The sequence below is a fragment of the Psychrobacter communis genome (assembly GCF_014836505.1).
Classification (GTDB): domain Bacteria; phylum Pseudomonadota; class Gammaproteobacteria; order Pseudomonadales; family Moraxellaceae; genus Psychrobacter; species Psychrobacter faecalis.
Window position 1 is genome coordinate 44,446 of sequence record NZ_JACSQR010000015.1, and the last position, 25,789, is coordinate 70,234.

Sequence of the window (25,789 nt, forward strand, 5' to 3'; positions counted from 1 at the left end):
TTTTAGCTTTAAATTCTAGTCTTAATGCTTATTAAAAGCCAGCTGTGTAGCAATACATAACTGGCTTTTTTGCATATAATAACCGCGTGATTTTATGCTATCTTTTACTGGGTAATGCTTTTTATTAATTAATTTAAATGATACATAATGTATTACTATGATTGACAGCCTTCGATTTAAGGCGGTATAGTAGCTCATGCTTGTTAAGACCTGTTCAAGGAAAAAAGAATAGGAACAAGCGAAAAATTAGCACCATTCAGGCGTGCTGTAAAAAGTAAAACGAAAGGACTCGTTATGACTCAAGTTTCTGACTTCGATAGCATTCTAAATAATATTCCCACCGTAAATATGGGCGCGCGCTCGGCAAATGCGCCGCTTATTCAAAGCTATGATAAAGGCCCCGATGTACCGCTGATTGAGGCGACTATCGGCGATTTTTTTGATGCGATTGTCTCCAAATATCCGGAGCGTGAAGCGCTGGTCGTCCGTCATCAAAATATCCGCTGGACATATCGCGAGCTACAACAGCAGGTCAATCAATTAGCCAGCAGCATGATTGAAATGGGGCTTGAGATTGGCGATCGCATCGGTATCTGGTCGCACAACAATGCTGAGTGGCTGCTGATGCAATTAGCGACCGCAAAAGTCGGCGTTATCCTCGTTAATATCAACCCTGCCTACCGTACCTTTGAGCTGCAATATGCGTTAAATAAACTCGGCTGCTCAGCCTTGGTATTGATGCGCCACTTTAAAAGCAGCGATTATGCGCAGCTGATTCGTGAGCTTTGTCCTGAAATTTATCATAAAGACTATACCCAGCTGGATTTGGTCGAGATTCCAACCATTGAGCGCATTATTTGGATTGATGAGCCAGACTCTGATGAAGAGTTTAAATTTATGCAGAAGTTCTCTGCTTGGATGGCGGAAGGCGATGCCAATGATCCACGCGTCGCCGAGCGTCAAGCCCAGCTTAAAAACACCGACGCGATTAACGTGCAGTTTACCAGTGGTACGACTGGCACGCCAAAAGGCGCGACCCTAAGCCACCGCAATATTTTAAATAACGGCTATTTTATCGGTGAGGCCATGAATCTCACTGAGGAAGACAGACTGTGTATTCCCGTGCCTTTATATCATTGCTTTGGTATGGTGCTTGGCAACTTAGCGATTTTGACCCATGGCGGTTGTATCATTTATCCGAACGATGGTTTTGAGCCTTTAAGCGTCTTGCAAGCGGTTGAAGAAGAGAAATGTACGGCTTTGCATGGCGTACCGACGATGTTTATCGCCGAGCTTGACCATCCGGAATTTGATAAATTTGATTTGTCGACCTTGCGGACTGGCATTATGGCCGGCTCTAGCTGCCCGATTGAGGTCATGCGCCGCGTCATTGATAAGATGCATATGAAAGAGGTGACCATTGCTTACGGCATGACCGAGACCAGTCCGGTTTCTTGTCAGACCAATGAGCATACGCCATTAGAGAAACAAGTATCAACGGTCGGACTTGTGCAGCCTGCGCTTGAAGTCAAAGTCGTCGATACCGAAACGGGCGAGATTGTACCTTTAGGGGAGACGGGAGAGCTGCTAACGCGTGGTTATTCGGTGATGAAAGGCTATTGGGGCAGCCGCTTTAAAACCCGTGAAGCGATACAAGACGGCTGGATGCATACCGGTGATTTGGCGACGATGGATGAGGACGGCTATGTCAAAATCGTTGGTCGTAGTAAAGATATGGTCATTCGCGGCGGTGAAAACATTTACCCAGTTGAGATCGAAAACTATCTGTATCGTCATCCAAAAATTCGTGACGTCCAAGTTGTCGGTATCCCAGATAAGCGTTATGGAGAAGTGCTTGCTGCTTTGATCATATCAAAAGAGCCGGGCTGCTTAACCGAAGATGAAGTGCGCCAATTCTGTAGCGAGCATATCGCCCATTATAAAGTGCCGACTTATTATCGCTTTGTGACTGAATATCCGATGACCATCACCGGTAAAATTCAAAAGTATAAAATTATCGAGCAGATGAAGGCGGAGCTAGGAATAGAGTAGTCAAAAAATCGGTCAAGATTTTAAGAAGTTATTGAATAATAAACACAAGTATAAAAAGGGATATCATGAGCGCTATTATAACCAGTAAACTGAGTCCGAACGCTGCCGATTTTCAGCAAAACCGTGCCGCCATGCAAGAGATAGTCGATGACTTATATGTGCACCTGCGTAAAGTCGCTCAAGGTGGTTCAGAGCGCGCGCGTGCCAAGCATTTAGCGCGTGGCAAACTGCTACCTCGTGAGCGTGTTGAGCGCCTGCTCGATGTCGGTACGCCATTTTTAGAAGTCGCGCCGATGGCAGCGCATGATATGTATGGCGAAGAGATACCAGCGGCGGGCGTGATTGCGGGTATCGGCCGCATCAACGGTACCGAGTGTATGATTGTCTGTAATGATGCCACCGTAAAAGGCGGCACTTACTATCCGATGACGGTCAAAAAGCATTTACGTGCACAAGAAATCGCCCAAGAAAATAACTTACCTTGCGTGTATTTGGTCGATTCAGGCGGTGCAAACTTACCCAATCAAGACGAAGTATTCCCTGATAAAGATGACTTTGGCCGTATCTTTTTTAACCAAGCCAACCTGAGTGCGGCCGGTATTCCGCAAATCGCTGTGGTTATGGGTAGTTGTACCGCAGGCGGTGCTTATGTGCCAGCGATGAGTGATGAGTCTATCATTGTCAAAGACCAAGGGACTATCTTTTTGGGCGGTCCGCCACTCGTTAAAGCGGCAACGGGTGAAGAGGTCACCGCTGAAGACTTAGGCGGCGGCGATGTGCATACGCGTCTGTCAGGGGTGGTCGATCATCTGGCGCAAAATGATACCCATGCGCTATCGATAGCGCGTAATATCGTTAGCCACTTAAACCGTCCTGCTAAGCAAATCCCCAATCAAATCAAACCGCGTCCACCGCGCTATGATGCCAAAGAGTTATACGGCATCATTCCAACCGATAAGCGCAAACCTTTTGATATTAAAGAAATCATCGCTCGTATCGTCGATGATAGCGAGTTTGATGAATTTAAAGCGCGCTTTGGCACGACGTTGGTTTGCGGTTTTGCCCATATCGAAGGTATACCAGTAGGTATTATCGCCAACAACGGCATCTTATTTAGTGAATCAGCACAAAAAGGCACGCACTTTATCGAGCTATGCTGTAAACGTAAAATTCCTTTGGTATTTTTGCAAAATATTACTGGCTTTATGGTCGGGCGTAAATACGAAAACGAAGGTATTGCGCGTCATGGCGCCAAAATGGTGATGGCGGTTGCCAACGCGAAAGTACCAAAATTCACCGTCATCGTCGGCGGCTCATTCGGTGCGGGTAACTACGGCATGTGTGGCCGCGCTTATAGTCCGCGTTTTTTATGGATGTGGCCAAATGCGCGTATCTCGGTGATGGGCGGAGAGCAAGCGGCCTCCGTACTGGCAACCGTCAAGCGTGATAATTTTGATCGTAAAGGTGAAGAGTGGAGCTTGGAAGAAGAAGCCGCATTTAAAGCGCCGATTCTCGACATGTACGAAGAGCAAGGTCACCCTTATTATGCGACAGCACGTCTTTGGGATGATGGGGTGATTGACCCCGCCGATACTCGTCATGTATTAGCATTAGGACTTAGCGCTGCCTATAACGCCCCGGTTGAAGAGACGACGTTTGGGGTGTTTAGAATGTAGCATTAAACGGAATATGGGCAAGCATTTCACGTATATAAAAAATAGAGAAGGTTATGGAAAAAAATCTGAATAATTATAAAAGCTTACTGGTTAAAGTAGAGCAGCACGTCGCGACGGTGACATTAAACCGTCCTGAGATACGCAATGCCTTTAACGATGAAATGATTGCCGAGCTGACTGAGATTTTCACCACGCTTGGCGCTGATGATAATGTGCGTGTCATCGTTTTAGCAGCTGCGGGAAAAGCGTTTTGCGCTGGTGCTGACCTTAATTGGATGCGGGCGATGGCAGATTATAGCTATGAAGAAAATCTTGCCGATGCTGATAAACTGGCGCAAATGCTCAAAACTATCTATGAATGTCCAAAACCAACCGTTGCTGCCATTCAAGGCGATGTCTATGCAGGCGGTATGGGCTTAGTCGCCGTCTGTGATATAGCCATCGCGGTTAAGATTGCCAATTTTTGCTTAAGCGAAGTACGTCTGGGATTAGCCCCTGCCACCATTAGTCCATATGTCGTAAGAGCATTAGGGGCTAGAGCCTCACAACGTTATTTCTTTAGTGCGGAAGTGTTTGATGCCAAAAAGGCACGGCAGCTTGGCTTTATCCATGAGCGCGTTAGTGAAGAATCACTTAACGACACAGTCGCAGCCTTGTGCGCCAAGATGGTTAATAATAGCCCCAATGCGGTCAAGACTTGCAAGCGTTTATTGCACGAAGTCGCAGGTGCACCGATTACCGATGAGCTTGTTGCTGATACCGTCAAAGGTATTGCTGATATTCGCTCCTCAGCGCAAGGAAAGGAAGGCGTGCAAGCCTTTTTGCACAAGCGTAAACCTGATTGGTTAACGACAGAATAGTAGCAAAAACGATAGTCAAACCGATAAATAAAAACGATAAGTTACAGGGATAGTTATGTTTTCTAAAATTCTAATCGCCAACCGTGGTGAAATTGCTTGCCGTGTTGCTGCGACTGCCAAGCGTTTGGGTGTTCGTACCGTCGCTGTTTATTCTGATGCTGACCGCGGCGCCAAGCACGTTGCTGTCTGTGATGAAGCGGTTTATTTAGGTGGTTCTGCACCAAAAGACAGCTACCTTAAAGGCGATGCGATTATTGCGATTGCCCTCGATGTTGGCGCCCAAGCAATCCATCCAGGCTATGGTTTTTTAAGTGAAAATGCGGACTTTGCTCAGGCTTGTCAGGATGCAGGTTTGATGTTTATTGGCCCATCTGCCGACGCGATTCGGGCGATGGGCGGCAAGTCTGAATCCAAGCGTTTGATGGAAGCGGCTGGCGTGCCATTAATACCGGGTTATCATGGTGACAATCAAGATGCCCAGTTTTTACAACAGCAAGCAGACAGTATCGGTTATCCCGTCTTAATTAAAGCCAGCGCTGGCGGCGGCGGTAAAGGCATGCGTATTGTAGAAAATAGCAGCGATTTTATTGACTTACTAGATTCCTGTCGCCGTGAAGCGATTACCAGTTTTGGTGACGACCAAGTACTCATTGAAAAATATGCCCTAAAACCTCGCCATATCGAAATTCAAGTATTTGGCGATATGCATGGCAATTATGTGCATTTGTTTGAGCGAGATTGCTCGGTACAGCGCCGCCATCAAAAAGTATTAGAAGAAGCGCCAGCACCCGGTGTTGACGCTGCCATGCGCGAAGCAATGGGAACAGCGGCAATCGAAGCGGCGCGTGCGGTCAATTATTTTGGTGCAGGTACGGTTGAATTTATCGTTGAGCAGCGCGAAGGGGCGATGAATTTCTATTTTATGGAGATGAATACCCGCCTGCAAGTGGAGCATCCAGTTAGTGAAGCGATTTCGGGTGTCGATTTGGTTGAATGGCAACTGTTGGTTGCAGCAGGTAAACCATTACCGAAAAAGCAAGACGAGTTAAATATAAATGGGCATGCTATCGAAGCGCGTATCTGCGCTGAAAATCCTGATAACGGCTTTTTGCCAGCGACGGGTACTTTATTTACTTATCAAAAGCCTGAGCACAGCACCTTCAATATTACCGATGTGCGTATCGACGATGGCGTGCGCGAGGGCGATGTGATTAGCCCGTTTTACGATTCGATGATTGCGAAGCTTATCGTCCATGCGCCTACTCGCGAGCAAGCATTGGCGAAACTCGACCGCGCATTGGCACAAACGCGCATCGTTGGTTTGCCAAATAACGTGGCGTTTTTGCGCTATATCTTAAATACTGAGTCGTTTAGCCAAGCCAATCTTGATACGGCGCTTATCGAGCGTGAGGCGGACGAGCTGTTTAATCAGCATCCGCTTGATTTATCGACGCTGGTCGTGACTGCCATTACGCAGCAGCTTGCTAGTGAAGGCGCAGCACAAGGGTCAGACATCGATCCATTCAGTAAGCCGACTGGTTTCCGTGCTTATAGTGATTATACGCGCTCGTTTAGCTTGGTTTATGATGAGCAGGCGTACCAAGCACGTATTAGCAACTGGCACAATGCAAATAGTGCGGAAAGTAAAAAAGGGGCTGAAAATAGCAGCAGCTTTACCCTAGTGATTGAAAAAGAAATCGCAAGTAACGAAGAAAAAACCAATGCCAATGTCGCCGCCCAGACAGAAAAAGTCTATGAAAGTGAAATTAACTATGACAGTACTGACGCGCACAATCATACCTTATGGTTAGATGGCGCCCGTATCAGCGCCCAAAGCTGGACAAATAACGAGACCGTTTATGTCTTTACCGATGGCGGGCGTGATGAGATTACGCTGATTGATATCATGGCACATGTCGGTGAAGAGTCTGCGGCGGTCGGTAGCTTAAAATCACCAATGCCAGGACAAGTCGTCGCCTTCAAAGTCGCTGTTGGCGATAGTGTGAAAAAAGGCGAGCCACTTGCCGTTATCGAAGCGATGAAAATTGAACATACGATTACCGCACCGACGGATGGGGTGGTAGCAGAGTTATTATTTGCCGCGGGCGATTTGGTTGCCGATGGCGACGAGCTACTGCGCATCGATAGTGAGACGAGTGAAGGCTAGTAACTGAGGTGCTGATAACATAGCCAATTCAATATAAAAGTGGTTCGTTTAAAATAGCGCTCTGCTGGTATGAATTTTCCTTGCTTGCTGTGCGCTTCGCACTCCAGAGGCTTCGCAAAATTTATTCCAGCAGTCCTGTAATATTTCTAAATGAAAACTACTATGAAAAGGCGCATAAAAAAGGATTAGAAACATGCAACTCTCGTACCCAGACCACGTCAGAATCGTTGATGTTAGTCCACGTGATGGCCTGCAAAATGAGTCTATGACGGTACCGACTTCGGTTAAGCAAACGCTGATCAACGATTTAATCGCAGCAGGCGTCAAAAAGCTCGAAACGACCAGTTTTGTTTCGCCAAAATGGGTGTCACAAATGGGCGACAATAGCGCGCTACTTGACGCGCTAGCGCCTACACGTCAGACGGAGGTGTGCTACTCGGTACTGGTGCCAAATATGCGCGGTTTTGAAAATGCTATTGTCCATCGTCCTGATGAAATCGTCATTTTCGGTTCAGCCAGTGAAACCTTTAGCCAAAAAAACATCAACTGTAGTATTGACGAAAGCATTGAGCGTTTTGCGCCCGTTGCCGCTGCGGCAAAAGCGCAGGGTATCAAAGTACGCGGCGTCATCTCTTGCACAGTCGGTTGCCCTTATGAAGGCGAGATTGCTCCTAGCGAAGTGGCTTATGTGACCAAGCGTTTGGTTGAGATTGGTGCTGAGCAGATTGGTATTGCCGATACGATTGGGGTTGGTACGCCATTAAAAGTACAGCGCGCCCTGCAAGCCGCTTTAGAATACGCTGATATCAGCATGCTATCAGGACATTTTCATGATACTTATGGTCAAGCCGTGAGTAATACCTTAGCTGCCTTACAAATGGGTGTTAGCGAATTTGATACCTCAGTGGCTGGGCTTGGCGGTTGTCCGTATGCCAAAGGCGCAACCGGCAATGTCGCCACCGAAGATGTCGTTTATATGCTGCACGGTATGGGTATCAGTACGGGTATTGATTTGGATAAATTGGTCGTGGCTGGCGAGCGTATCAGTGAATTCTTGGGTCGCCGCAATGGTTCAAGCGTGGCGCGAGCATTGATTAATAAACGTCAGTCTTAACTAAAAAATCAAGCCAGTCATAAGCTAAATGAATAGAAATAAATGAACAGAAATAAAAGAACAGAAATAAAAGAACAGAAATAAATAAATAGATAGCTGGTATACATTTTTGAAGCCTCTGGAGTGATGCAGTCGTACAGCAAGCGATAAAAATTTGTACCCGCTATATGGTCTCTTTTTAAATGGATCTAAATTTTTAAGATTTAAAACTTTTACATACAAGGAATGACTATGAGTTTACCTGGATTAAATTTTCAGCTTGGCGAAGATATTGATGCATTACGTGATGTGGTGCAGCAGTTTGCGGCAAAAGAAATTGCCCCACGCGCAGCCGAAATCGACAGCAGCGATGAGTTCCCAATGGATTTATGGCAAAAAATGGGCGAGCTCGGTCTGCATGGTATTACCGTTCCTGAAGAGTACGGCGGATCTGACATGGGCTATGTCGCGCATATGGTAGCGATGGAAGAAATCAGCCGGGCTTCTGCTTCTGTGGCGCTCAGCTACGGGGCGCATTCTAACCTGTGTATTAACCAAATCAAACGTAATGGTTCAGAGGAACAAAAGCAAAAATATCTGCCCAAGCTGATTAGTGGTGAATTCATTGGCGCATTAGCGATGAGTGAGCCGGGCGCTGGTTCAGACGTAGTGAGTATGAAGCTTAAAGCCGAAGAAAAGGACGGACATTATGTGTTAAACGGTAGCAAAATGTGGATTACCAATGGCCCAGATGCTGACGTAATGGTGGTTTATGCCAAGACCAATCCAGAGCTTGGCGCAAAAGGTATGACCGCATTTATTGTTGAAAAAGGTATGGAAGGTTTTGGTACAGCGCAAAAGCTCGATAAGCTTGGCATGCGCGGTAGTCATACCGGTGAGATGACTTTTGATAATGTTGAAGTGCCCAAAGAAAATATCTTGGGCGGGGTTGGTGAAGGCGTCAAAGTGCTGATGAGCGGGCTTGATTATGAGCGCGCGGTACTCGCCGCAGGTCCTATCGGTATCATGCAAGCGGTGATGGATAACGTCGTGCCTTATATTCATGATCGCAAGCAGTTTGGGCAAGCAATTGGTGAATTTCAGCTTATCCAAGGTAAAGTCGCCGATATGTATACCATCCTGCAAGCGGGACGCAGCTTCTTATATACGGTCGGTAAAAATCTCGATATGCTCGATCAACGCGGCGCCGGTCATAGCCGCGAAGTACGTAAAGATTGCGCCAGCGTAATTTTATGGTGTGCCGAAAAAGCCACGTGGATGGCAGGTGAGGGCATTCAAATCTTTGGCGGTAACGGCTATACCAATGAATATCCACTTGGTCGCTACTGGCGTGATGCCAAGTTGTATGAAATCGGCGCAGGTACCAGTGAGATTCGTCGGATGCTAATCGGCCGTGAGCTATTTAACGAGACTAAGTAGAAATTATAGAATGTTCTTTATATACTAAACTCTTGCTCATGGGCTAATTTTTTCTTGCTTGCTGTTCGTAGGCGTGACGGAGGCTGCAAAAAAATCATCCCATAAGCACCTAGCATCGCTTTTAAATCGAATAAACTAAAAATAAAAAAGCAGGTCGCTTAAAACGGCCTGCTTTTTTTATTTATACAAACGCTCAAAACACTATGTCTGTTTGCTATGGTCAAAATAACGGGCCAGACCATTTAATAATAAATCATCGCGCATACGCACCGAACGATTAATATGTTGGGCAATGATATGCGCATCACCGCCGGTCATGATGAGCTCAAAGTTTGGATAACGGTTACTGATTTCATTAATCGCGCCAACGATGGACAACATAATGCCGCGATGGACGGCGTCTTTTGTGTTGATACCAGGGCTCACGCTATCAAAAGTGCCATTAGAAATCGTAATTTGCTTGGTACCAGAAAATAACGACTCACGTTGCAGATAGATGCTGGGGAAAATATAACCGCCTAAATGCTCAGCGTGATCAATCAAATCAATCGTCACCGCTGTACCGCAACCAATCACACACTGGCGTTTTTTCTTATCCACCGCGCCTAGCATCTGTAGCCAGCGATCGCAGCCGAGCTGTTCGTCATCATAGGCGCTTTTCATCAAGGCATGCTCAGCATCGACGTGGACAAATTCAAACGGAATATTTAGGCGGCTCAAGGTTTCAGATACTTTTACATTTAAGTCATCGCCCAATACCGACGAGATACCAATAAAATCCGGCGCATAACGCGCAAAACGATCGGTTAGACCCATGAGCAGTTCGGCGGGCGCTTGCAAATGCTGCTTGGCATCGTGCGCAACTATCTGCCCGATATCATCGGTGAGCCAGTATTTAAGACGGGTATTGCCAAGATCTAACCAGAGCATAAAAATCCCTTTATATGGTGCTCGTTCAGTATGGTTTTTTAAGGGTGAGGCTGAAAGGTTTAAGCGTCACCAATCACATCAATGCGACCGGTAAAAAGCGCAGAAATCTTACCGTTATATTCACGTAATTGCAAACATCCATGTGTATCAAGACCGCATGCATAACCGGTCAGCGTCTCGACATTGCCGTTGTAGTCTTGGGTGACGCGCAAGCGTAGCCCTGCCAATGCATCCATCGCGTCAAACTGCGCCAAAAAACTGTCCAAATAATAACGCTGCCCGGTTGGCTTCTCCAATCCTAAATACTCAAAGCGGGTCATCGCTGCTATTAAAGCTTCACTCATTTGCTGATAAAGTGTTTTTAGGTCTGGAAGTGAAATAGGCGGCGCTTTTGGCTCAAGCATGGCACCAATATCTCGTAAGCTAATCGCTCGATAACTCATACCCTCGCAAGTTTGCGCCGTAAGCTTAGGCGTAGCTTGCACGTTTAGACCTACGCCCATCACCACGCCGACCAATTTACCTGACTTCGTTACGGGCTCTATTAAAATGCCAGCGAGTTTATGAAAGGGTAGGGTTTGTTTGGTAGATTCAAGCGGCTTTAAAGTAGCGTCATTCGATTCAGGTTCAGATTGTTTTTGAAATGAATGCTGCTGCGAATATTGCTTTGAATAAAAGCCCAAATCATTGGCCCATTTTACCCCGATTGTTGCCAAGCCTTGCTTGCGCAATTGCTCATTGAGCGCTTGAATGACAGGCATTTTTGCCAGTTCAACGCCGATAATCAGCGACAATAAACCGCTAATCGGCATGTGCACGGGATGATATAACGACAGGTAAACATTGCCGCGTGGCGACTGCCAAGAGCGCCCATGTTGTCCGCGACCAGCGCTTTGGGTTTCCGCTGTTAGTAGATGCATCTCGGCTGCATTCAGGCTGCCGTTTTGCAACGCTGCTATCAGCTCACTATTGGTCGAGCCGCTACTCGCAAGGTGGTGATGGTTAAGCTTAGGTAAATGCTCAAGCTCTAATGACTCCAATGACTCAAAAGGTTGGGCAGACAAAGCGTCAGATGATGGATTAAATGGCGGCATAATAAGTTTCGTCGATGGAGTAAATTGGCGTGGATAAACTTTGATATACTGAGCGATTGTTGCTCATTAACAATACAAAATAAACAGCATAAAGGTCGGATTATGATTTAGCAAATGCGATTGAGCAGGTAATGTTCGAGTGACTATACAATTAGATGATTATACGATTTTAATAAAAAAGAGGCAGGATAAAAGGCCGATTCGATGATGTTATATGTGTGGTTTGTGATTGCAGGGGCGTTTGCGGGTGTCAGCGCCGGATTATTTGGCGTCGGTGGTGGCATGATTATCGTACCTGCATTGGTTTGGATTTTTACCGCCTATCATTTTTCACCCGAAGTGGTCACCCATTTGGCGATTGGCACCTCACTAGCGACAATTGTGGTGACCTCTATCAGCTCACTGACTGCCCATAATAAGCGCGGCGGCGTACGCTGGGAAGTGTGGCGCAAAATGGCGTTGGGCTTGGTCATTGGCAGTTTGGTTGGTGCCGGTATCGCCGATATGATTGACGGAAAAGTCTTGCAAGCCATCATCGGTGTCGGGGCGTTATTGGTTGCTTTAAAAATGTTGTTTTTGTCTAACAAAGAGCAGATAGGTAAGCCGTTACCGTCAACTGGCATTCAGTTTGGGGCAGGGACAGGGATTGGTTTGGCGTCGTCTATTTTTGGGATTGGCGGTGGTAGTTTGACCGTACCGTTTTTAAACTGGGCAGGATTGCCGATGAAACAATCGGTCGGTACGTCTGCTGCTTGCGGTTTGCCCATTGCCGTCGCTGGTGCGATAGGCTTTGCCTGGTTCGGTCAAGACGTGGTCAATCTGCCCATAGGTACGATAGGATTTGTGCATATCACGGGCTTTTTATGCATATCTGTCGCTAGCTTTACGATGGCAAAAGTCGGTGCTAAGCTTGCCCATGTATTGCCCGCGCTGACGCTGAAACGCGCTTTTGGGGTGCTGCTGTTATTTGCAGGCGGTCAGTTGTTGTTAAGTGGGATTGGGGTGATTTAGACTTTATCTCCTATCAATCGCATCAAGCCCCAAACGCATCCACTTTCTGGCCAGCTCATCATGGTCGCTGAGCATACTCCATAGCGCATCTTCACTAAAGATTGAGTGCGCTTGACCCGAGTGCTCAATCGGCAGATCCGCTTCACGGTCTGTCATCCATTGCGGGTTGAGATAGTACTTTTTCAACTCGTTTTGCAAGGCTTCAGCGCGCAAAAACTGCTGCTGCGCTTCAAGCTGCTGACGATGCAGCTCACACCATTCTTCATATTTTTGCTGTAATTCTTGCGGATTATATTTTTCAAAATTGTCTTCAGTCATTGTCATCGCCTTAATTTTTATTTTTTAGATGAATTATGTAGATTCTCAGCACTATTATAGCATTCCTCATAAACTCTAAAAACTCGTCACAATTTGCGGTAGAATAGCCGCCTGTTTTTGCTAAGTTTATCGATATTTCATGCGCCTAAAATCTCTCAAGCTGGCAGGCTTTAAATCCTTTGCCAATCCAACCACTTTTACCTTCCGTCATGGTATCACCGCCATCGTCGGGCCAAACGGCTGCGGCAAATCCAACGTCATTGATGCCATACGCTGGGTGCTGGGCGAAACTTCCGCCAAGCAATTACGCGGCGGGGCGATGAGTGATGTCATCTTTGCCGGCACGCAAGATAAAGCCGCCAAAAGTGTTGCCAGTGTTGAGCTGACCTTTGAGCATACCCAAGACGAGCAGACGGGGATTCGCCATGAATTTAATCTCTATCACGAGCTGTCTGTCCGCCGTCAGGTAAATTTAGAGGGACGCTCGGACTACTTTATCAATGGTACGCGCTGTCGCCGCCGTGATGTGGTCGATGTGTTCTTGGGTACAGGGCTTGGCGCACGTAGTTATGCGGTCATCGAGCAAGGTATGATTGGGCGTATTGTTGAATCTAGCCCATTACAGTTGCGCGAATTTATCGAAGAGGCCGCTGGTGTTTCGCGCTATCAAGCGCGCCGTGAAGAGACACAAAAGAAACTTGAGAGAACCCAGGATAATTTAGCACGCCTACATGACATGCAAAGCGAGTTGGTCAGCCAACAAAAACGCTTATCTAAGCAAGCGGCCAGTGCTGAGCGTTATGAAGAGTTAGCGTTAGCGCTTGCCGATATCAAGCAGCAACTTGCCATTCAACAGCTTTATCAAGCAAAGCATCATCAGCAGCAGCAAAAAATCGCCCATGAGCGCAGTGCTAATAAAGTTGCCGTTTTACAAGCCAGCTATGAGACTCTAAAAGCGAAGCAAGATAAGCTTGCGGCTCATATCAATCAAGAGCAGTGGCTAAAAGACGATGCGCAAGGCAACCACTATCAGCAGCAGCTAAGCTATCAACAAGCAGAGCATGAGCTTAGTGACGCAAAATCACAATTAAACGTAATTGCACAGCAGCTTACCAGTTTAGAGCAGCAGCGTCAGCAAGCGGTAAGCGAGATTGAACGCTTAAAAACCGAGCAAGCCGAGCAGCAAAATACATTAGAAGAGTTGCGCCCACAGCTTAGCGAGCTTAACGATAAACGCGACAGGCATAAACGCAACGAGCAGCCCTTACAGCGCGCTTACCATGATGCGCAAAATCAGCTATCACGCCTGCAAGATAATGCGCGCGCTCTTGAGCAGCAGCAAGCGATTAATAACCAAGCGCAAAAACGCCAGCAGCAAAACTATGAGAAATGGCAGCGCCGCCAGCAGAACTGGCAAAATCTCTGGCAGCAGCTACAACGGTCGCTAGCACCTATTGATATTGTTGATGTAAGTGAGAAAGGTAATTCGAGCAATTTACAGCAGATGTTAAATGCGCAAGTGACTGAGCTCAATAAACAGCTGCAACAGATTGAGCGCCAACAAGACAGTATCGATGAGCGCCTATCTGAGCTACAACCGCAAGCGCATGAATTACAGCAACGCTTAAATACTCAACGGCACGAGTTGAGCGAGGATGAAAAACGTCATGCGGTATTGGCAGGCGAGTACGATACCTTGCATCAGATATTACATCCGAAACCGACAGCAAAACCCCAACAGCTTGCTAACGTAAAAACTGCTTTAGAAAGTGATATAGCCAAGGATTATAACGAATTGGCCATTACCACCTTACGTGCGCAGATTGAGTTAAGCGCCAAAGGGCAGCAGCACGCAGAGCTACTCGATAGCGTGTTAGCGTTATGGTTAGATAGTCATGTGTTGGTTGCTAGCCAGTTGAATGATGAGAAAATTAATGATGACTCTCAAAAATCTAATAGCTTATGGCAAGCGCTCGAGCAGGATTTAACAGATTTATTTACTTATCAAACCACGCAAAACGAGAACGACAATTCAAAGAATAAATCGCAGCTAGAAAATGGTCATAGTCTATGGCTACCTGCTCAGACAAATGATAAAGGCGCAAAATCATTTATCAGTGCTTTGCCAAATCACTTAACGGATAAAGTCTTGTCATTATCAGAGCTGATTACTGCACCAAATTTAGCGTTGTGGCAGCACTGTTATCTATATATCGCGCCATCTAAAACGAACGCTCAGCAAACGTTAGAAGATTTGGCTGTTACTTTAAAAGCATTGCCAGCATCCGCTATTCTACTAACCTCGGACGGCTGGATTATCAGTCGTCAGGGTACGATTAATTTGAGCAAATTTGCTGGCGCGCAAAATGGTCAAAATGAGAGCAATAGTCAATTTTTAAGCCAGCGTTTACAGCAACGTAGCCGTTTACAAGCGCTAGAAGATTTACTTGATGAGTTCGAGACTAAAATACAAGAGCAGCAAAAGGCGATTGCTAATAATCAACGCAACTATGATGCCCTAACGGTCAGCTTAGAAGAAACGCGCGCGCAAGCTGAGCAATTAATCCGCGATAAACACCAACACCAGCAAAAGCTGACCACCAAGCGCGCCAATGCGGAACGACTACAAGCGGACAGTCAGCGCCTAAATGCTGATAAATTTGCCCTTGAGCAGGAACAGCAAGAATTAGAGCAAGAGCAACAAACGCTGAATCAAGAACAGCAGCATATCCAAAGCGAGATAGCAGCGCTGACGCCGCAAATAGCAGATGCGCGTTTATTAAGTCAGCAATTGCAGGCCGAGCGCAGTGAGCTAAATCGCACGCGGCAGGTAGATGATGACGCTTGGCAAGCAATACAGCTGCGTATTCAGCAGAGCGAGATGCGCTTAGAGCATAGTGTCAGCAGTCTTGTTCGGGCAACTGCGCAGCATGAAAAGTCGCTGCAAAACGAGCACAGTTTAAAAACGCGTCATGAACAGCAGCAAGCTAAGCTGCCAGCACTGCAAGCAGCATTACAAATTGCGCAAAGCGCGCGCGATGAGCAGCAGGCAGTATTAACCACACGCGAAACGGCATTAACAGCGCTTAAAGGGGAATATAATCAGCAGCAAGTTGAGCTAGATACGCTACAAAATACCTTGCAAATGCAGCAATCTGAGCTTGCCCGTCTTGCCACTGAGCTGGCATTAAGCGCTGCAAAATTAGAAGATGCCAGCAGCCATACGCAAGAAGCGCTAGAGGCTTATTACAAGGTCGGCCATAAACATAAAGTGCCATCGGAGATGCCGCAGCCGCAACAACAAGTAATGAGCGTCTCAAATTTATTGGCGGATTTTATCGCCCATGATCGCCGCGTCCGCCCAGATAAAATCGCAGAATTAGAGTCTGAGCGTGCGAAGCTTGAGCAGCAATTAAGTAAAATTGGCGCGGTCAATCTCGCCGCAGTAGCAGAGCTTGCAGAAGTTAATGAGCGCTTAGAGCCATTAGCGCAGCAGACCGTAGACATTGCCGCCAGTATGCAAACGCTGACGGAAGCGATTGCCTCGATTGATGAGACTACCAAGACGCTATTTATGCAGACACTCGATGCGGTCAATAACGAGCTTGTCAATTTATTTGCTAAAGTCTTTGGTGGCGGGCAAGCGAGCTTAACGCTTAATACGGACGAGATGCCTGCCAATGCGCCAAAGTCAGAGCAGTGGCGGGCAGGGTTGACCTTAATGGCACAGCCAAAGGGCAAACGCAATAGTCGTCTTGCGGTACTGTCAGGTGGTGAAAAAACCTTGACCGCGCTGAGCTTAATTTTTGCCATATTCAAGCAGCATCCGGCACCGTTTTGTGTGCTTGATGAAGTCGACGCGCCGCTTGATGACGCCAACGTCGCCCGTTTTACCAGCTTGATAAATGAGTTGGCAGATGACTTGCAGTTTATTTTTATCAGTCATAATAAGTTGACGATGCAGATTGCTGATGAATTAAAAGGTGTTACTATGCCGAGTGCGGGGATTTCTACCTTGGTCAGTGTGTCACTTGACGAAGCGGCAAGTTACCTTTCTGATTAAGAGCAGCTGAGTAGCAAAATAATTAATAACGGCAAGCGCTTGTCGGTGGTATAGTTAGGGCTAGCATTTAAAGTCAGGCGAGTAGTCGGAAAATTAGTCAGTGAAGACTTGAGGGCCAATGATAAACGCTGACTATATGGTGACGATATGCATTAGCCATGCTAGACTATTGCCATTTCTTCGCACTTGTACTCTCCCTTTTGTCATATATTAGGATGTATTTCTCATGACCGCTATCCAGTTTATCTTGATCGCCATTGCCGCATTTATCGTGCTTGCAGGGCTATTTATGGTCATTCGCAGCTTTAAACGGCGCAAAACTGCTGAGGCTGCTGCGGTCAATTATGATAAAAACGGTATACCCATTATTCCGCGTCATGAGCGCAATATCGTCGAGCAGCCAGACTTGGACGATACGGTCGCAGGCGAAACCAGCATCGCCCCTGATCGCAGTTATCTCAATGCCGTGGTCGAAGATGCGCCATTGACCCAATCTCATAGCAATGTCGATGCCCAACTAACTGCTGCCCGCCATGATAGTAATGAGGATAATGGCGTGGTAGATGACGCCGACTATGCGCGCTGGCAAGAAGAGCAGCAGCGAGCGGATAACAGCGAGTTTACCGAAGTAGCTGAGCAGATGCATATCGAGCAAGAGCCGGACGCGTTTTCCAGCCTCATGTCAGCGACGGACAGTTTAATGCCAGTCATTGATACCGCTGACGAACCAAGCTTTGATAATAATAGCCCGATACTCGATCAGCATCTCTCAGAGCCAGTTGATGAAGCGCAAAACGGTCCGTTAATCAATGCCAAAGACAATATCAATATCACCATCTTGCCGCATCAGTATCGCGACCGCCCAGCAGCGGTGATTCGTGGGCGTGATTTGCTGGCGTTAGTGGATAAATATGGTTTGCGTTATGGCGCGATGAATATGTTCCATCGCTATGAGCAAAAAGACGGCACCGGCATGCTGTGGTTTAGCATGATGGGCATTACCGATAGTGGTATCGCGCCTTTTGACCCGCATAGCGTGGCGACCAATACTTACAATGGCGTGGTGCTGTTTTTATCGTTGCCGCATCCGCAAGCGCTACGCAGCTTTGATAGTATGATGAGTATTGCCTATATGATGGCAAGCGATTTGGACGCTGTGATGCTCGATGAAGAGAATGACCCCATTACCCCAGAATACAAACAGCAATTGCGTAACCAAGTTCGCGATTATGAAGGGTAAAATCTGAATAGATAAACGGTTAAAACTATTTCTAAAGTATTGTAAAAGGCAAAAAGCGCTTAACGTTATTTGCCTTTTTTAATTTTTAAGCTTTGATTGCAGAGCATTGCATTCGCTCGATTTCCTATAAATTTGGTTTTCTATAAACCTAGTTCTCTACAGAAGCGGCTCTCTACAGAATCGGTTTTCAACAAAATCATATCCGACTAACCTGCAAACTTGTTATCATATCGGCATCTTGAATTGCAAAAAAAAGACGCCGACTATGACTGATTCTATTGTACCGACTGCTTCTAAAAATGCTGTTTCTAAAAATACTGCTGATACCCAATCTGCAGACAATGTAGCTGCCATCGTTGCTCAAATGCGCACGCTCATTGATACTTTAAAAACGCATAATTATGCTTATTATGTGCTTGATAACCCGATTTTAGAAGACAGTGAATACGATCAGCTGCGGCGCTCTTTATTGGAGCTTGAAGAAGCGTATCCTGATTTAATACAGCCTGACAGTCCAATCAATCAAGTTGGCGACACGCCGCTGTCCGCCTTTACCCAAGTCAAACACGACGTACCCATGCTATCGCTTGGCAATGTCTTTGATTATGACGAGCTGCATGGCTTTATGCGCCGCGTCAATGATCGGCTTAATGACGCGCAGAAAAATCCTGAATATGAGATGGAGCTGAAGCTTGATGGCTTGGCGGTATCGCTCAAATACGAATATGGTCAATTTGTGCAAGCGGTGACGCGCGGTGATGGGCAAACGGGCGAGGATATTACTCAAAATGCCAAAACCATTCGCAATCTACCACTTTGGCTTACTGCTGCAAGCGAGATTCCATTATTAGAAGTACGCGGCGAAGTGCTGATGCCAAAAGCTGGTTTTGAGCGTCTCAATCGCTTAGCAGAAGAAAAAGGCGATAAAACCTTTGCCAATCCACGTAATGCCGCCGCTGGTAGTTTACGTCAGCTAGATCCCGCTATCGCTGCCAGTCGTCCGCTGGCTTTTTATTGTTATTCAGTCAATCAAGGTCTACCTGAGAGCATCGACACCCAATCAGCCGCCTTGGCTTGGCTTGGTGACATAGGTTTTAGCGTCAGCGCTGTGAGAGTGGTAAAAAACCCACGCGAAGCCCAAGCCTATTATGAGTCGATGATTGCAACCCGTAGTAAACTGCCGTTTGAAATTGATGGCATGGTCATCAAGGTTAATAACTTGGCATTGCAGCAGCAGCTTGGCTTTTTATCGCGTGAGCCGCGCTGGGCAACCGCCTATAAATTCCCTGCCGAAACGGTGATGACGCGTCTAAATGATATCGAATGGCAAGTCGGACGCACCGGACAAATCACCCCAGTTGGTAAATTGGAACCGGTAAAAGTCGGCGGCGTTACTGTCAGTAATGTCACCTTGCATAACTTTGGTGAAATTCAGCGCTTGGATGTGCGCGCAGGCGATATGGTCAGCGTCCACCGTGCAGGCGATGTCATCCCCAAAGTCACCCGCGTTTGGACAGATCAGCGTCCAGCAGATTCAGAACCCGTTAAATTGCCATCGACTTGCCCTGTCTGCGACTCACCTGTGGTCTTGCCTGAAGGTGAAGCGTTGGCACGCTGTACTGGTGGTTTGTTTTGCCCCGCCCAGCAGCAAGAAGCGCTGATTCATTTTGTCTCGCGCCGGGCGATGGATATCGATGGCTTAGGCGCAAGTTGGCTGATTAGCTTTTTTGAGCACGGTTTGGTCAAGACCGTCGCCGATATCTACCAGTTGCATAAACATCAAGACGAGCTGATTACGCTTGAAAAACTAGGGGAAAAATCGGTACAAAATATCCTCAGCGCCATTGAAGCCAGTAAACAGACGACGCTCGCACGCTTTATCTATGCACTTGGTATTCGCGGTGTCGGTGAGACAACAGCACAGAATTTGGCGCAGCAATTTGGCGACCTTGATAGCCTAATGACAGCGGATATCGACAAGCTCCTACAAACGCCTGATGTTGGCGCAATCACCGCTGAGCTGACTTATAAGTTCTTCCGCGCACCGCACAATATCGAAGTCATCACCGCATTGCGCAAAGCGGGCGTGCACTGGGACAAGGTTGAGCAAGTGCTGTCAGAGGGATTGCCACTCGATGGGCAAACATGGGTCATCACAGGGGCGCTTGATAGCATGGCGCGTGATGAAGCCAAAGCCAAACTGCAAGCGCTGGGTGCAAAAGTCTCGGGCAGTATCTCGGCAAAAACCACCGCGCTATTGGCAGGCGATAAAGCTGGCTCGAAGCTCACCAAAGCGGAAAAATTGGGCATTAAGATAGTGGGTGAGGAAGAGTTTTTGGCGATGGTTGGTGAGAACCGTTAAAACAAAGCACTGCTTTGTTAGGTTCGCAAGAGAAAATTCCTTAAAGGGAATTTTCTGGGTAAGTTATTCTTTAATAACTCGTTCGTCTCTAGTGCAATAGCAAAATAAAAAAGCCTGGCCTCAGCATCGCTTGCTTTAATAGTGGGCAAATATGCGGGTCATGAACTGTCTTTCTTTAATGGTTTATTCGGCGCTCGTCCCTCGCCCAAGAGCTTGCATCGTAATAAAGTTTACCTACAGGATTGATGATATGGAAAGTTTCGTTAAAGCACTAGAACTATCTTTAATTTCTAAAAACTGGTATTCAGTATTGTTTCTCTGCCTAACTTTGCCAGATATCTGCGGTAAGGTTGACTACCCTGATGCAGGCTCAAAACAACGTACTATCAATTGGTTTAAGAAATATATAGAACCCAGTTATACAATAACATCCTGTGGCTCAGATAGAGTTTTTCTAAGTGGTGCAGATTTTTATGCTTTAAGATGTGCATTACTGCATGAAGGTCAGGACGATATTTCTACTCAGAGAGCTAGAGAAGTGTTAGAAAAATTTAAATTTGTCCAACCTTTGCATCAAGGTATTCATATACATAACAATATGTTGAACAATACCTTGCAGTTGCAAGTTGATCAGTTTGGAAAAGACGTTTTAAATGCGGTTAAAGAATGGTTGAAAGATATAGAAAATGACGTAGCTAAAATGTCTAAAACTAAAAGTATGCTTTCAATACAAATGCTAGATCTAGTAAAGGGTTTTTCAATATAATTAAATAATATATGATCAAGGCATATTATAATCAGCACCATTTTTGGGTATTTTCCAAAAACATTTTAAGTGGGCAGGTAATGGATATAGGATGCGCTAGGCGCACTAGATAAAATAAATTACTCTAATAAATTCGGTTAAACTATAGTCTATGGTAGCAATCTTCAAGAAGCATCTAGTATTCTATTTTGCCACCTCTCCATGCGCCTTAACCTCACCTTTCTTACTATCCGGCTGAATCACGATAGGTAATACCAATCCTTTCGCAAAGTCGTCTGACAGTACATAATCATAGCTACTGGCAGCAACATCAGGCGTGGTATGAATAATAAGTTTCATCTCTTTGTCGTCGGTTAGCTCATGCGAAGTATAGGTTTCGCTAAGCTGATCGAGCAGCTTTGACAGCGCTTCATTGCTTGCCATACTTATCGTCAGATTATGCTGCGCGGTGGTATTATCTACACCGAAATACTTCGCATAATCGCGCACATTTTGGCTATCAAGCGCAAACGGATACTCATAAGTGGCAGGGTCAACAGCTTTTTCGCCGCTTGCGACCAGTGACCAGTCGATAGTATGCACGTCTGCTGCGTCAGCTGTTTGCGCAGCAGAAGATGTAGCAGTGCCATTAGAATCGTTGGCGCTATTATCGCAGCTCGTTAGTGCCGCCAAGCCTATGCTAGCCATTATCATCATACTTATGAGGCGCTTAACCATCGAAGTATCCTTTTGTTATTGATTATCATGCAATTGTTATCAGCGCTATTTTGCCAGTTTTCGCGTTGCTTCTCTAGCATAATAAAATAAAGCATTAGCGAGTACGCTTTTAAATTTGCGACCATAAAAAAACAGCCATCATTCGATGACTGTTTATATAGTGCTAGGTTTAATAGTTATGGGTTTAACAATGATGGGTTTATCATTATCAATGAGCAATTAAACCAAAATCATTATCTGCCTATTTGGCAGTTTACTTGATATTCTTTACCGTTTGCCCATTTCATTGCAAGGATACCTTTGTCTTCTTTCATGTGCCAAGCATAGACCACTTCTGGGTTTGACTCATTGACATAGCTTGCCGTATCACCTTGGACGCCGCCATTTAAAATGATAGGTTGGTCTGCCCAGTTTACTTTAGGTAAAGTCGCATTTAGCATGACTTGTTTTTTATTGATTGACTGTTTTGCCAAGATTTTGCTGTCATCGGTACAAGTATAAGGGGCTGGCGCCATACGGTCATAGGCGACATCGGTCACGCTTTCTGACGCAGGGGTTTTGTTTGGTGTGGTGGGTGCGGTGGTCGCACAGGCACTAAGTAACGCTAGAGCAGGTAGGGCAACAGCAACTTTGGTTAGGGTATTCATGGCATTCTCCAAAAATGTAAAAACTAGCAGGTATTTTTTGACTATTCTTTTTCTAATCGTGCGCTTTTTAACGGCGCCTTATGTATATAGCGCCTATGTTAACGAAAAGCCTTTCTAGATAATGTTAGAAATTGTTTGTTATATGTTCGTTAAGTTACTTAAACACTGGTTAATGTAACGCTGACCTTAATAGCTTCTGTAAAATAACTATAGTGAATGAAAAATGATATCAATACATCAAGCACTGCTGATATAAATTTTTCTTGCTTGCTGTGCCTACGCAGACAGAGGCTACAAAAAATTGATATCAGCAATACCGCCGCGTTTTTAGGATATTTTGACTATAAGCTTAAACAGTTATTCAAAAAAGCCAATGTATAGTCAGTTCAAGATAAAAGCGATACGTTATAGCTTTTTGCGACTGGTATAAATTTTCCTTGCTTGCTGTTATCACAGAGGCTACGAAAAATTCATCCCAGTCGCACTGTATCGATTTTAGAGTAATTCTAATATATTTAATGTGAAAAACATAAAAAAGCGCCTATCGACTGCTGAGCCGATAGGCGCTTTAGTTTGAGCTTAACTAAAATATTTAACGGATTTAGTAGCAATGATTAATCGCTATTGGAATTACTTAGTCTTGCGCGGTGGTAAGCCAGTATGCTGAGTTTGGAAGTTGCCTTTGCTGACTCGCTTGCTGTTTTTACCCGAGGTGTTTTTTGCAGCGTTAGAACTATTGTTGCTGCGTTTTACCGAGTCATTACCCAAGCGGCTGTTCTTTTTACGCGCCGATTGATAGCTGTCTTGCGCGGCATCACGACCTTCTAAACTGGCGTTAAATGGCGGGATTAAGCAGCCACGACCTTTGCCAATCAAATCTCCACGTCCCATATCTTGTAGCGCTTTACGCAGCATGACCCAGTTTTTTGGATCGTGATAGCGCAAGAAAGCTTTATGCAGTTTACGCTGCTTGCCAGACTTGACGATATCCATATCGCCCTCACTGCGGCTCACTTTATGCAGCGGGTCTTTATGCGTATGGTACATGGTGGTTGCGGTTGCCATCGGACTCGGATAAAACGCCTGTACTTGGTCAGCGCGGTAGCCATGACTTTTTAGCCACAGCGCGAGGTTCATCATATCCTCGTCTCTAGTACCGGGGTGAGCGGCGATAAAATACGGAATCAGATACTGCTCTTTGCCGGCCTCTTGGCTGTATTGCTCAAACATGGCTTTGAATTTATCGTAGTTGCCCATGCCAGGTTTCATCATTTTTGACAGCACCGCTTCTTCAGAGTGCTCAGGAGCAATCTTTAGATAACCGCCAACATGATGGCTGACCAATTCTTTGACGTATTCAGGGTCTTTAATAGCCAAATCGTAACGTAAACCTGAAGCAATCAAGATTTTTTTCACGCCTTTGATATCACGCGCTTTACGATAGAGCTGGGTCAAATTACTGTGATCGGTAATCAAGTTATCGCAGACGTCAGGATAGACACAAGACGGCTTACGGCAGTTCTTCTCTATCGTCTCGTCTTTACAGTTGAGGCGATACATATTGGCGGTCGGCCCACCAAGGTCAGAGATAACGCCAGTAAAGTTTGGCGCCGTATCACGAATCGCTTCGACCTCACGCAAGATAGACTCTTCTGAGCGGTTTTGAATAATACGGCCTTCGTGCTCAGTGATTGAGCAAAACGTACAACCGCCAAAACAGCCACGCATGATATTGACCGAAAATTTAATCATGTCATAAGCAGGGATGCGCGCATCGCCATAGCTTGGATGCGGCAGACGCGCGTACGGCAGATCAAAGACGTAATCCATCTCTTCGGTTGAGAGTGGAATCGGTGGCGGATTGAGCCAAACGTCAATCGAGGTATGCGAGTTACCAGCGCCGCTACTATGACGCTGCACCAAAGCACGCGCGTTACCCGGATTGGTTTCAAGGTGCAAGATACGGTTGGCATGCGCGTACAACACTGGGTCAGCTTTGACGTGCTCATAATCAGGCAGGCGAATGACCGTTTGCTCACGCGGCGGCATTTTAAGTTTATGTTTACGTGCGGTTTGTGGTTTATCAAAGCCGCGCAATTGTACTACTTGCGTGTCTTCATCGACTTGGTCAGCATTTAAGACTTTATTGGTCACGGGTTCGGCGACAAATCCTTGATACTGTTTCGCATATTGGGCTGACATACCTGTCATTGCTGACGTAGCTTGTCCAACGGGTGAGGCGCTAGTCTTATCTTGCTCGATCGAACACTGATCGACGTCTTCCGTCATCACATACGGGTTGATAATCGGATCGACACGGCCAACGGTATCGACATCATTACTGGCAACCTCGGTCATACCTGCTTGCCAATGGCGACGGGTCGGGGTCAATAAGTACGCCGTACCGCGCAAACTGCTCATTTGCTCAAAGGTGTAACCTTTTGATAAGCCATGTACTACATCGACGATGGCGCGCTCAGCATTTCCATATAACAAGACATCAGCGCGCGCATCCATCAAGATACTGCGGCGGACTTTATCCGACCAATAATCATAATGAGCGATACGGCGTAAGCTGCCTTCGATGCCGCCCAAAATAATGGGCACATCAGGATAGGCTTCGCGGCAGCGCTGGCTATAAACGATGGCCGCGCGGTCAGGGCGTTTGTCAGCCACGTTACCAGGCGAGTACGCGTCATCGCTACGGATTTTACGGTCAGCGGTATAACGGTTTATCATACTATCCATGTTACCCGCGGTCACGCCATAAGCATAAACCGGCTTACCGAGCTCCATAAAGGCATCTTTGCTCTTCCAATCTGGCTGGGCAATGATGCCAACACGAAAGCCTTGCGCTTCTAATAAACGGCCGATAATCGCCATGCCAAAACTTGGGTGGTCGACATAGGCATCGCCTGAGATGATGATGACATCACAGGCATCCCAGCCCAAATCGTCCATTTCTTTGCGGCTCATTGGCAAATAAGGCGCAGGCTCGTAGCAGCTTGCCCAATGTTTGTCGTAGTCGTAAAGAGGTTTGGTGCCTTGTTTAAAGGCGGTGCGGGCGATGGTATCGGCAGACATGAGCGGACCTGTTCATTAGAAAAATGGCACTAAAAAAGCCGTTATCGTTATTCATTAACAACGGCTCATTTAAAAGCGCTCATTTTAACATGAATTGCTTTCATTATGTAAAAAAGAGATTTTATAATAGCAAGGTAAGTTATTGATAGTTTGGGATAATCTTTTGCTAAGAAGGGTTATTAAACGTTAACAACCGTTCCAAAAACCTTACTCAAACCTAGCCAATATTGACTATTAGATAGGTTTGACGTTTTCTTTCTGCTTCATTG

Annotated in this window: 17 protein-coding genes; 11 read left to right on the forward strand and 6 right to left on the reverse strand. The window is 46.2% G+C overall.

Annotated elements, in window-relative coordinates; translation table 11 throughout:
* The first annotated feature begins 294 nt into the window (after positions 1-294).
* From H9653_RS06945 to H9653_RS06970, 6 genes are all read left to right on the forward strand, one after another.
* A complete protein-coding gene (locus H9653_RS06945) occupies positions 295-2,052 on the forward strand; it encodes an AMP-binding protein (protein ID WP_191691482.1) in 1,758 nt (585 codons plus the stop codon).
* A 65-nt stretch (positions 2,053-2,117) separates the two neighbouring features.
* Positions 2,118-3,728 carry a carboxyl transferase domain-containing protein gene (locus H9653_RS06950; protein ID WP_191691484.1) on the forward strand — a complete coding sequence of 537 codons (1,611 nt, stop codon included), beginning with the start codon at positions 2,118-2,120 and terminating at the stop codon, positions 3,726-3,728.
* Between the two features lie 53 nt (positions 3,729-3,781).
* On the forward strand, positions 3,782-4,588 hold the full coding sequence (locus H9653_RS06955) for an enoyl-CoA hydratase/isomerase family protein (RefSeq protein ID WP_191691486.1): 807 nt from the start codon (positions 3,782-3,784) through the stop codon (positions 4,586-4,588).
* 55 nt (positions 4,589-4,643) lie between these two features.
* Complete coding sequence (locus H9653_RS06960) at positions 4,644-6,755, forward strand: acetyl/propionyl/methylcrotonyl-CoA carboxylase subunit alpha (protein ID WP_191691488.1); 2,112 nt, start codon at positions 4,644-4,646, stop codon at positions 6,753-6,755.
* A gap of 193 nt (positions 6,756-6,948) precedes the next feature.
* A complete protein-coding gene (locus H9653_RS06965; RefSeq protein ID WP_191691490.1) occupies positions 6,949-7,869 on the forward strand; it encodes a hydroxymethylglutaryl-CoA lyase in 921 nt (306 codons plus the stop codon).
* A gap of 231 nt (positions 7,870-8,100) precedes the next feature.
* Positions 8,101-9,288, forward strand: a complete 1,188-nt coding sequence (locus tag H9653_RS06970; RefSeq protein WP_225211647.1) for an isovaleryl-CoA dehydrogenase — start codon at positions 8,101-8,103, stop codon at positions 9,286-9,288.
* Positions 9,289-9,489: 201 nt separating this feature from the next.
* Here H9653_RS06970 and H9653_RS06975 read toward each other — a convergent pair whose 3' ends face one another.
* Both H9653_RS06975 and H9653_RS06980 read right to left on the reverse strand, forming a co-directional pair.
* Positions 9,490-10,218: a pantothenate kinase gene (locus tag H9653_RS06975; protein WP_191691494.1), complete on the reverse strand. Its 729-nt coding sequence runs from the start codon at positions 10,216-10,218 to the stop codon at positions 9,490-9,492.
* Between the two features lie 59 nt (positions 10,219-10,277).
* Complete coding sequence (locus H9653_RS06980) at positions 10,278-11,312, reverse strand: biotin--[acetyl-CoA-carboxylase] ligase (RefSeq protein ID WP_191691496.1); 1,035 nt, start codon at positions 11,310-11,312, stop codon at positions 10,278-10,280.
* Between the two features lie 207 nt (positions 11,313-11,519).
* On the opposite strand from H9653_RS06980, the gene H9653_RS06985 reads away from it, so the two are divergent.
* Positions 11,520-12,323 (forward strand): sulfite exporter TauE/SafE family protein, encoded by an 804-nt coding sequence (locus H9653_RS06985; protein WP_191691513.1) that lies wholly within the window; start codon positions 11,520-11,522, stop codon positions 12,321-12,323.
* Between the two features lie 3 nt (positions 12,324-12,326).
* On the opposite strand, the gene H9653_RS06990 is transcribed toward H9653_RS06985, so the two are convergent.
* On the reverse strand, positions 12,327-12,641 hold the full coding sequence (locus H9653_RS06990; protein WP_191691498.1) for a DUF4298 domain-containing protein: 315 nt from the start codon (positions 12,639-12,641) through the stop codon (positions 12,327-12,329).
* 139 nt (positions 12,642-12,780) lie between these two features.
* Here H9653_RS06990 and H9653_RS06995 point away from each other — a divergent pair, with 139 nt between their 5' ends.
* From H9653_RS06995 to H9653_RS07010, 4 genes are all read left to right on the forward strand, one after another.
* Positions 12,781-16,704, forward strand: a complete 3,924-nt coding sequence (locus H9653_RS06995; protein WP_191691500.1) for an AAA family ATPase — start codon at positions 12,781-12,783, stop codon at positions 16,702-16,704.
* Positions 16,705-16,930: 226 nt separating this feature from the next.
* Positions 16,931-17,944: a cell division protein ZipA gene (locus H9653_RS07000; RefSeq protein WP_191691501.1), complete on the forward strand. Its 1,014-nt coding sequence runs from the start codon at positions 16,931-16,933 to the stop codon at positions 17,942-17,944.
* A gap of 265 nt (positions 17,945-18,209) precedes the next feature.
* A complete protein-coding gene (gene ligA / locus H9653_RS07005) occupies positions 18,210-20,306 on the forward strand; it encodes an NAD-dependent DNA ligase LigA (protein ID WP_191691502.1) in 2,097 nt (698 codons plus the stop codon).
* A 250-nt stretch (positions 20,307-20,556) separates the two neighbouring features.
* Positions 20,557-21,072 carry a hypothetical protein gene (locus tag H9653_RS07010; protein ID WP_191691503.1) on the forward strand — a complete coding sequence of 172 codons (516 nt, stop codon included), beginning with the start codon at positions 20,557-20,559 and terminating at the stop codon, positions 21,070-21,072.
* Between the two features lie 183 nt (positions 21,073-21,255).
* Here H9653_RS07010 and H9653_RS07015 read toward each other — a convergent pair whose 3' ends face one another.
* From H9653_RS07015 to H9653_RS07025, 3 genes are all read right to left on the reverse strand, one after another.
* On the reverse strand, positions 21,256-21,759 hold the full coding sequence (locus H9653_RS07015) for a hypothetical protein (RefSeq protein WP_225211648.1): 504 nt from the start codon (positions 21,757-21,759) through the stop codon (positions 21,256-21,258).
* Positions 21,760-22,022: 263 nt separating this feature from the next.
* Positions 22,023-22,436, reverse strand: a complete 414-nt coding sequence (locus H9653_RS07020) for a hypothetical protein (protein WP_144297539.1) — start codon at positions 22,434-22,436, stop codon at positions 22,023-22,025.
* A gap of 630 nt (positions 22,437-23,066) precedes the next feature.
* Positions 23,067-25,520 (reverse strand): YgiQ family radical SAM protein, encoded by a 2,454-nt coding sequence (locus tag H9653_RS07025; RefSeq protein ID WP_191691506.1) that lies wholly within the window; start codon positions 25,518-25,520, stop codon positions 23,067-23,069.
* Positions 25,521-25,789: the final 269 nt, after the last annotated feature.

What these genes read in the sequence shown, in the direction of transcription:
- H9653_RS06965 (WP_191691490.1), top strand. Translation starts at nt 6,949, where the DNA reads ATGCAACTCTCGTACCCAGACCACGTCAGAATCGTTGATGTTAGTCCA.
- H9653_RS06990 (WP_191691498.1), bottom strand. Translation starts at nt 12,641, where the DNA reads ATGACTGAAGACAATTTTGAAAAATATAATCCGCAAGAATTACAGCAA.
- H9653_RS07025 (WP_191691506.1), bottom strand. Translation starts at nt 25,520, where the DNA reads ATGTCTGCCGATACCATCGCCCGCACCGCCTTTAAACAAGGCACCAAA.
- H9653_RS06950 (WP_191691484.1), top strand. Translation starts at nt 2,118, where the DNA reads ATGAGCGCTATTATAACCAGTAAACTGAGTCCGAACGCTGCCGATTTT.
- H9653_RS07020 (WP_144297539.1), bottom strand. Translation starts at nt 22,436, where the DNA reads ATGAATACCCTAACCAAAGTTGCTGTTGCCCTACCTGCTCTAGCGTTA.
- H9653_RS07010 (WP_191691503.1), top strand. Translation starts at nt 20,557, where the DNA reads ATGGAAAGTTTCGTTAAAGCACTAGAACTATCTTTAATTTCTAAAAAC.
- H9653_RS06970 (WP_225211647.1), top strand. Translation starts at nt 8,101, where the DNA reads ATGAGTTTACCTGGATTAAATTTTCAGCTTGGCGAAGATATTGATGCA.
- H9653_RS06960 (WP_191691488.1), top strand. Translation starts at nt 4,644, where the DNA reads ATGTTTTCTAAAATTCTAATCGCCAACCGTGGTGAAATTGCTTGCCGT.
- H9653_RS07015 (WP_225211648.1), bottom strand. Translation starts at nt 21,759, where the DNA reads ATGGCTAGCATAGGCTTGGCGGCACTAACGAGCTGCGATAATAGCGCC.
- H9653_RS06995 (WP_191691500.1), top strand. Translation starts at nt 12,781, where the DNA reads ATGCGCCTAAAATCTCTCAAGCTGGCAGGCTTTAAATCCTTTGCCAAT.
- H9653_RS07000 (WP_191691501.1), top strand. Translation starts at nt 16,931, where the DNA reads ATGACCGCTATCCAGTTTATCTTGATCGCCATTGCCGCATTTATCGTG.
- H9653_RS06985 (WP_191691513.1), top strand. Translation starts at nt 11,520, where the DNA reads ATGTTATATGTGTGGTTTGTGATTGCAGGGGCGTTTGCGGGTGTCAGC.
- H9653_RS06980 (WP_191691496.1), bottom strand. Translation starts at nt 11,312, where the DNA reads ATGCCGCCATTTAATCCATCATCTGACGCTTTGTCTGCCCAACCTTTT.
- ligA (WP_191691502.1), top strand. Translation starts at nt 18,210, where the DNA reads ATGACTGATTCTATTGTACCGACTGCTTCTAAAAATGCTGTTTCTAAA.
- H9653_RS06955 (WP_191691486.1), top strand. Translation starts at nt 3,782, where the DNA reads ATGGAAAAAAATCTGAATAATTATAAAAGCTTACTGGTTAAAGTAGAG.
- H9653_RS06975 (WP_191691494.1), bottom strand. Translation starts at nt 10,218, where the DNA reads ATGCTCTGGTTAGATCTTGGCAATACCCGTCTTAAATACTGGCTCACC.
- H9653_RS06945 (WP_191691482.1), top strand. Translation starts at nt 295, where the DNA reads ATGACTCAAGTTTCTGACTTCGATAGCATTCTAAATAATATTCCCACC.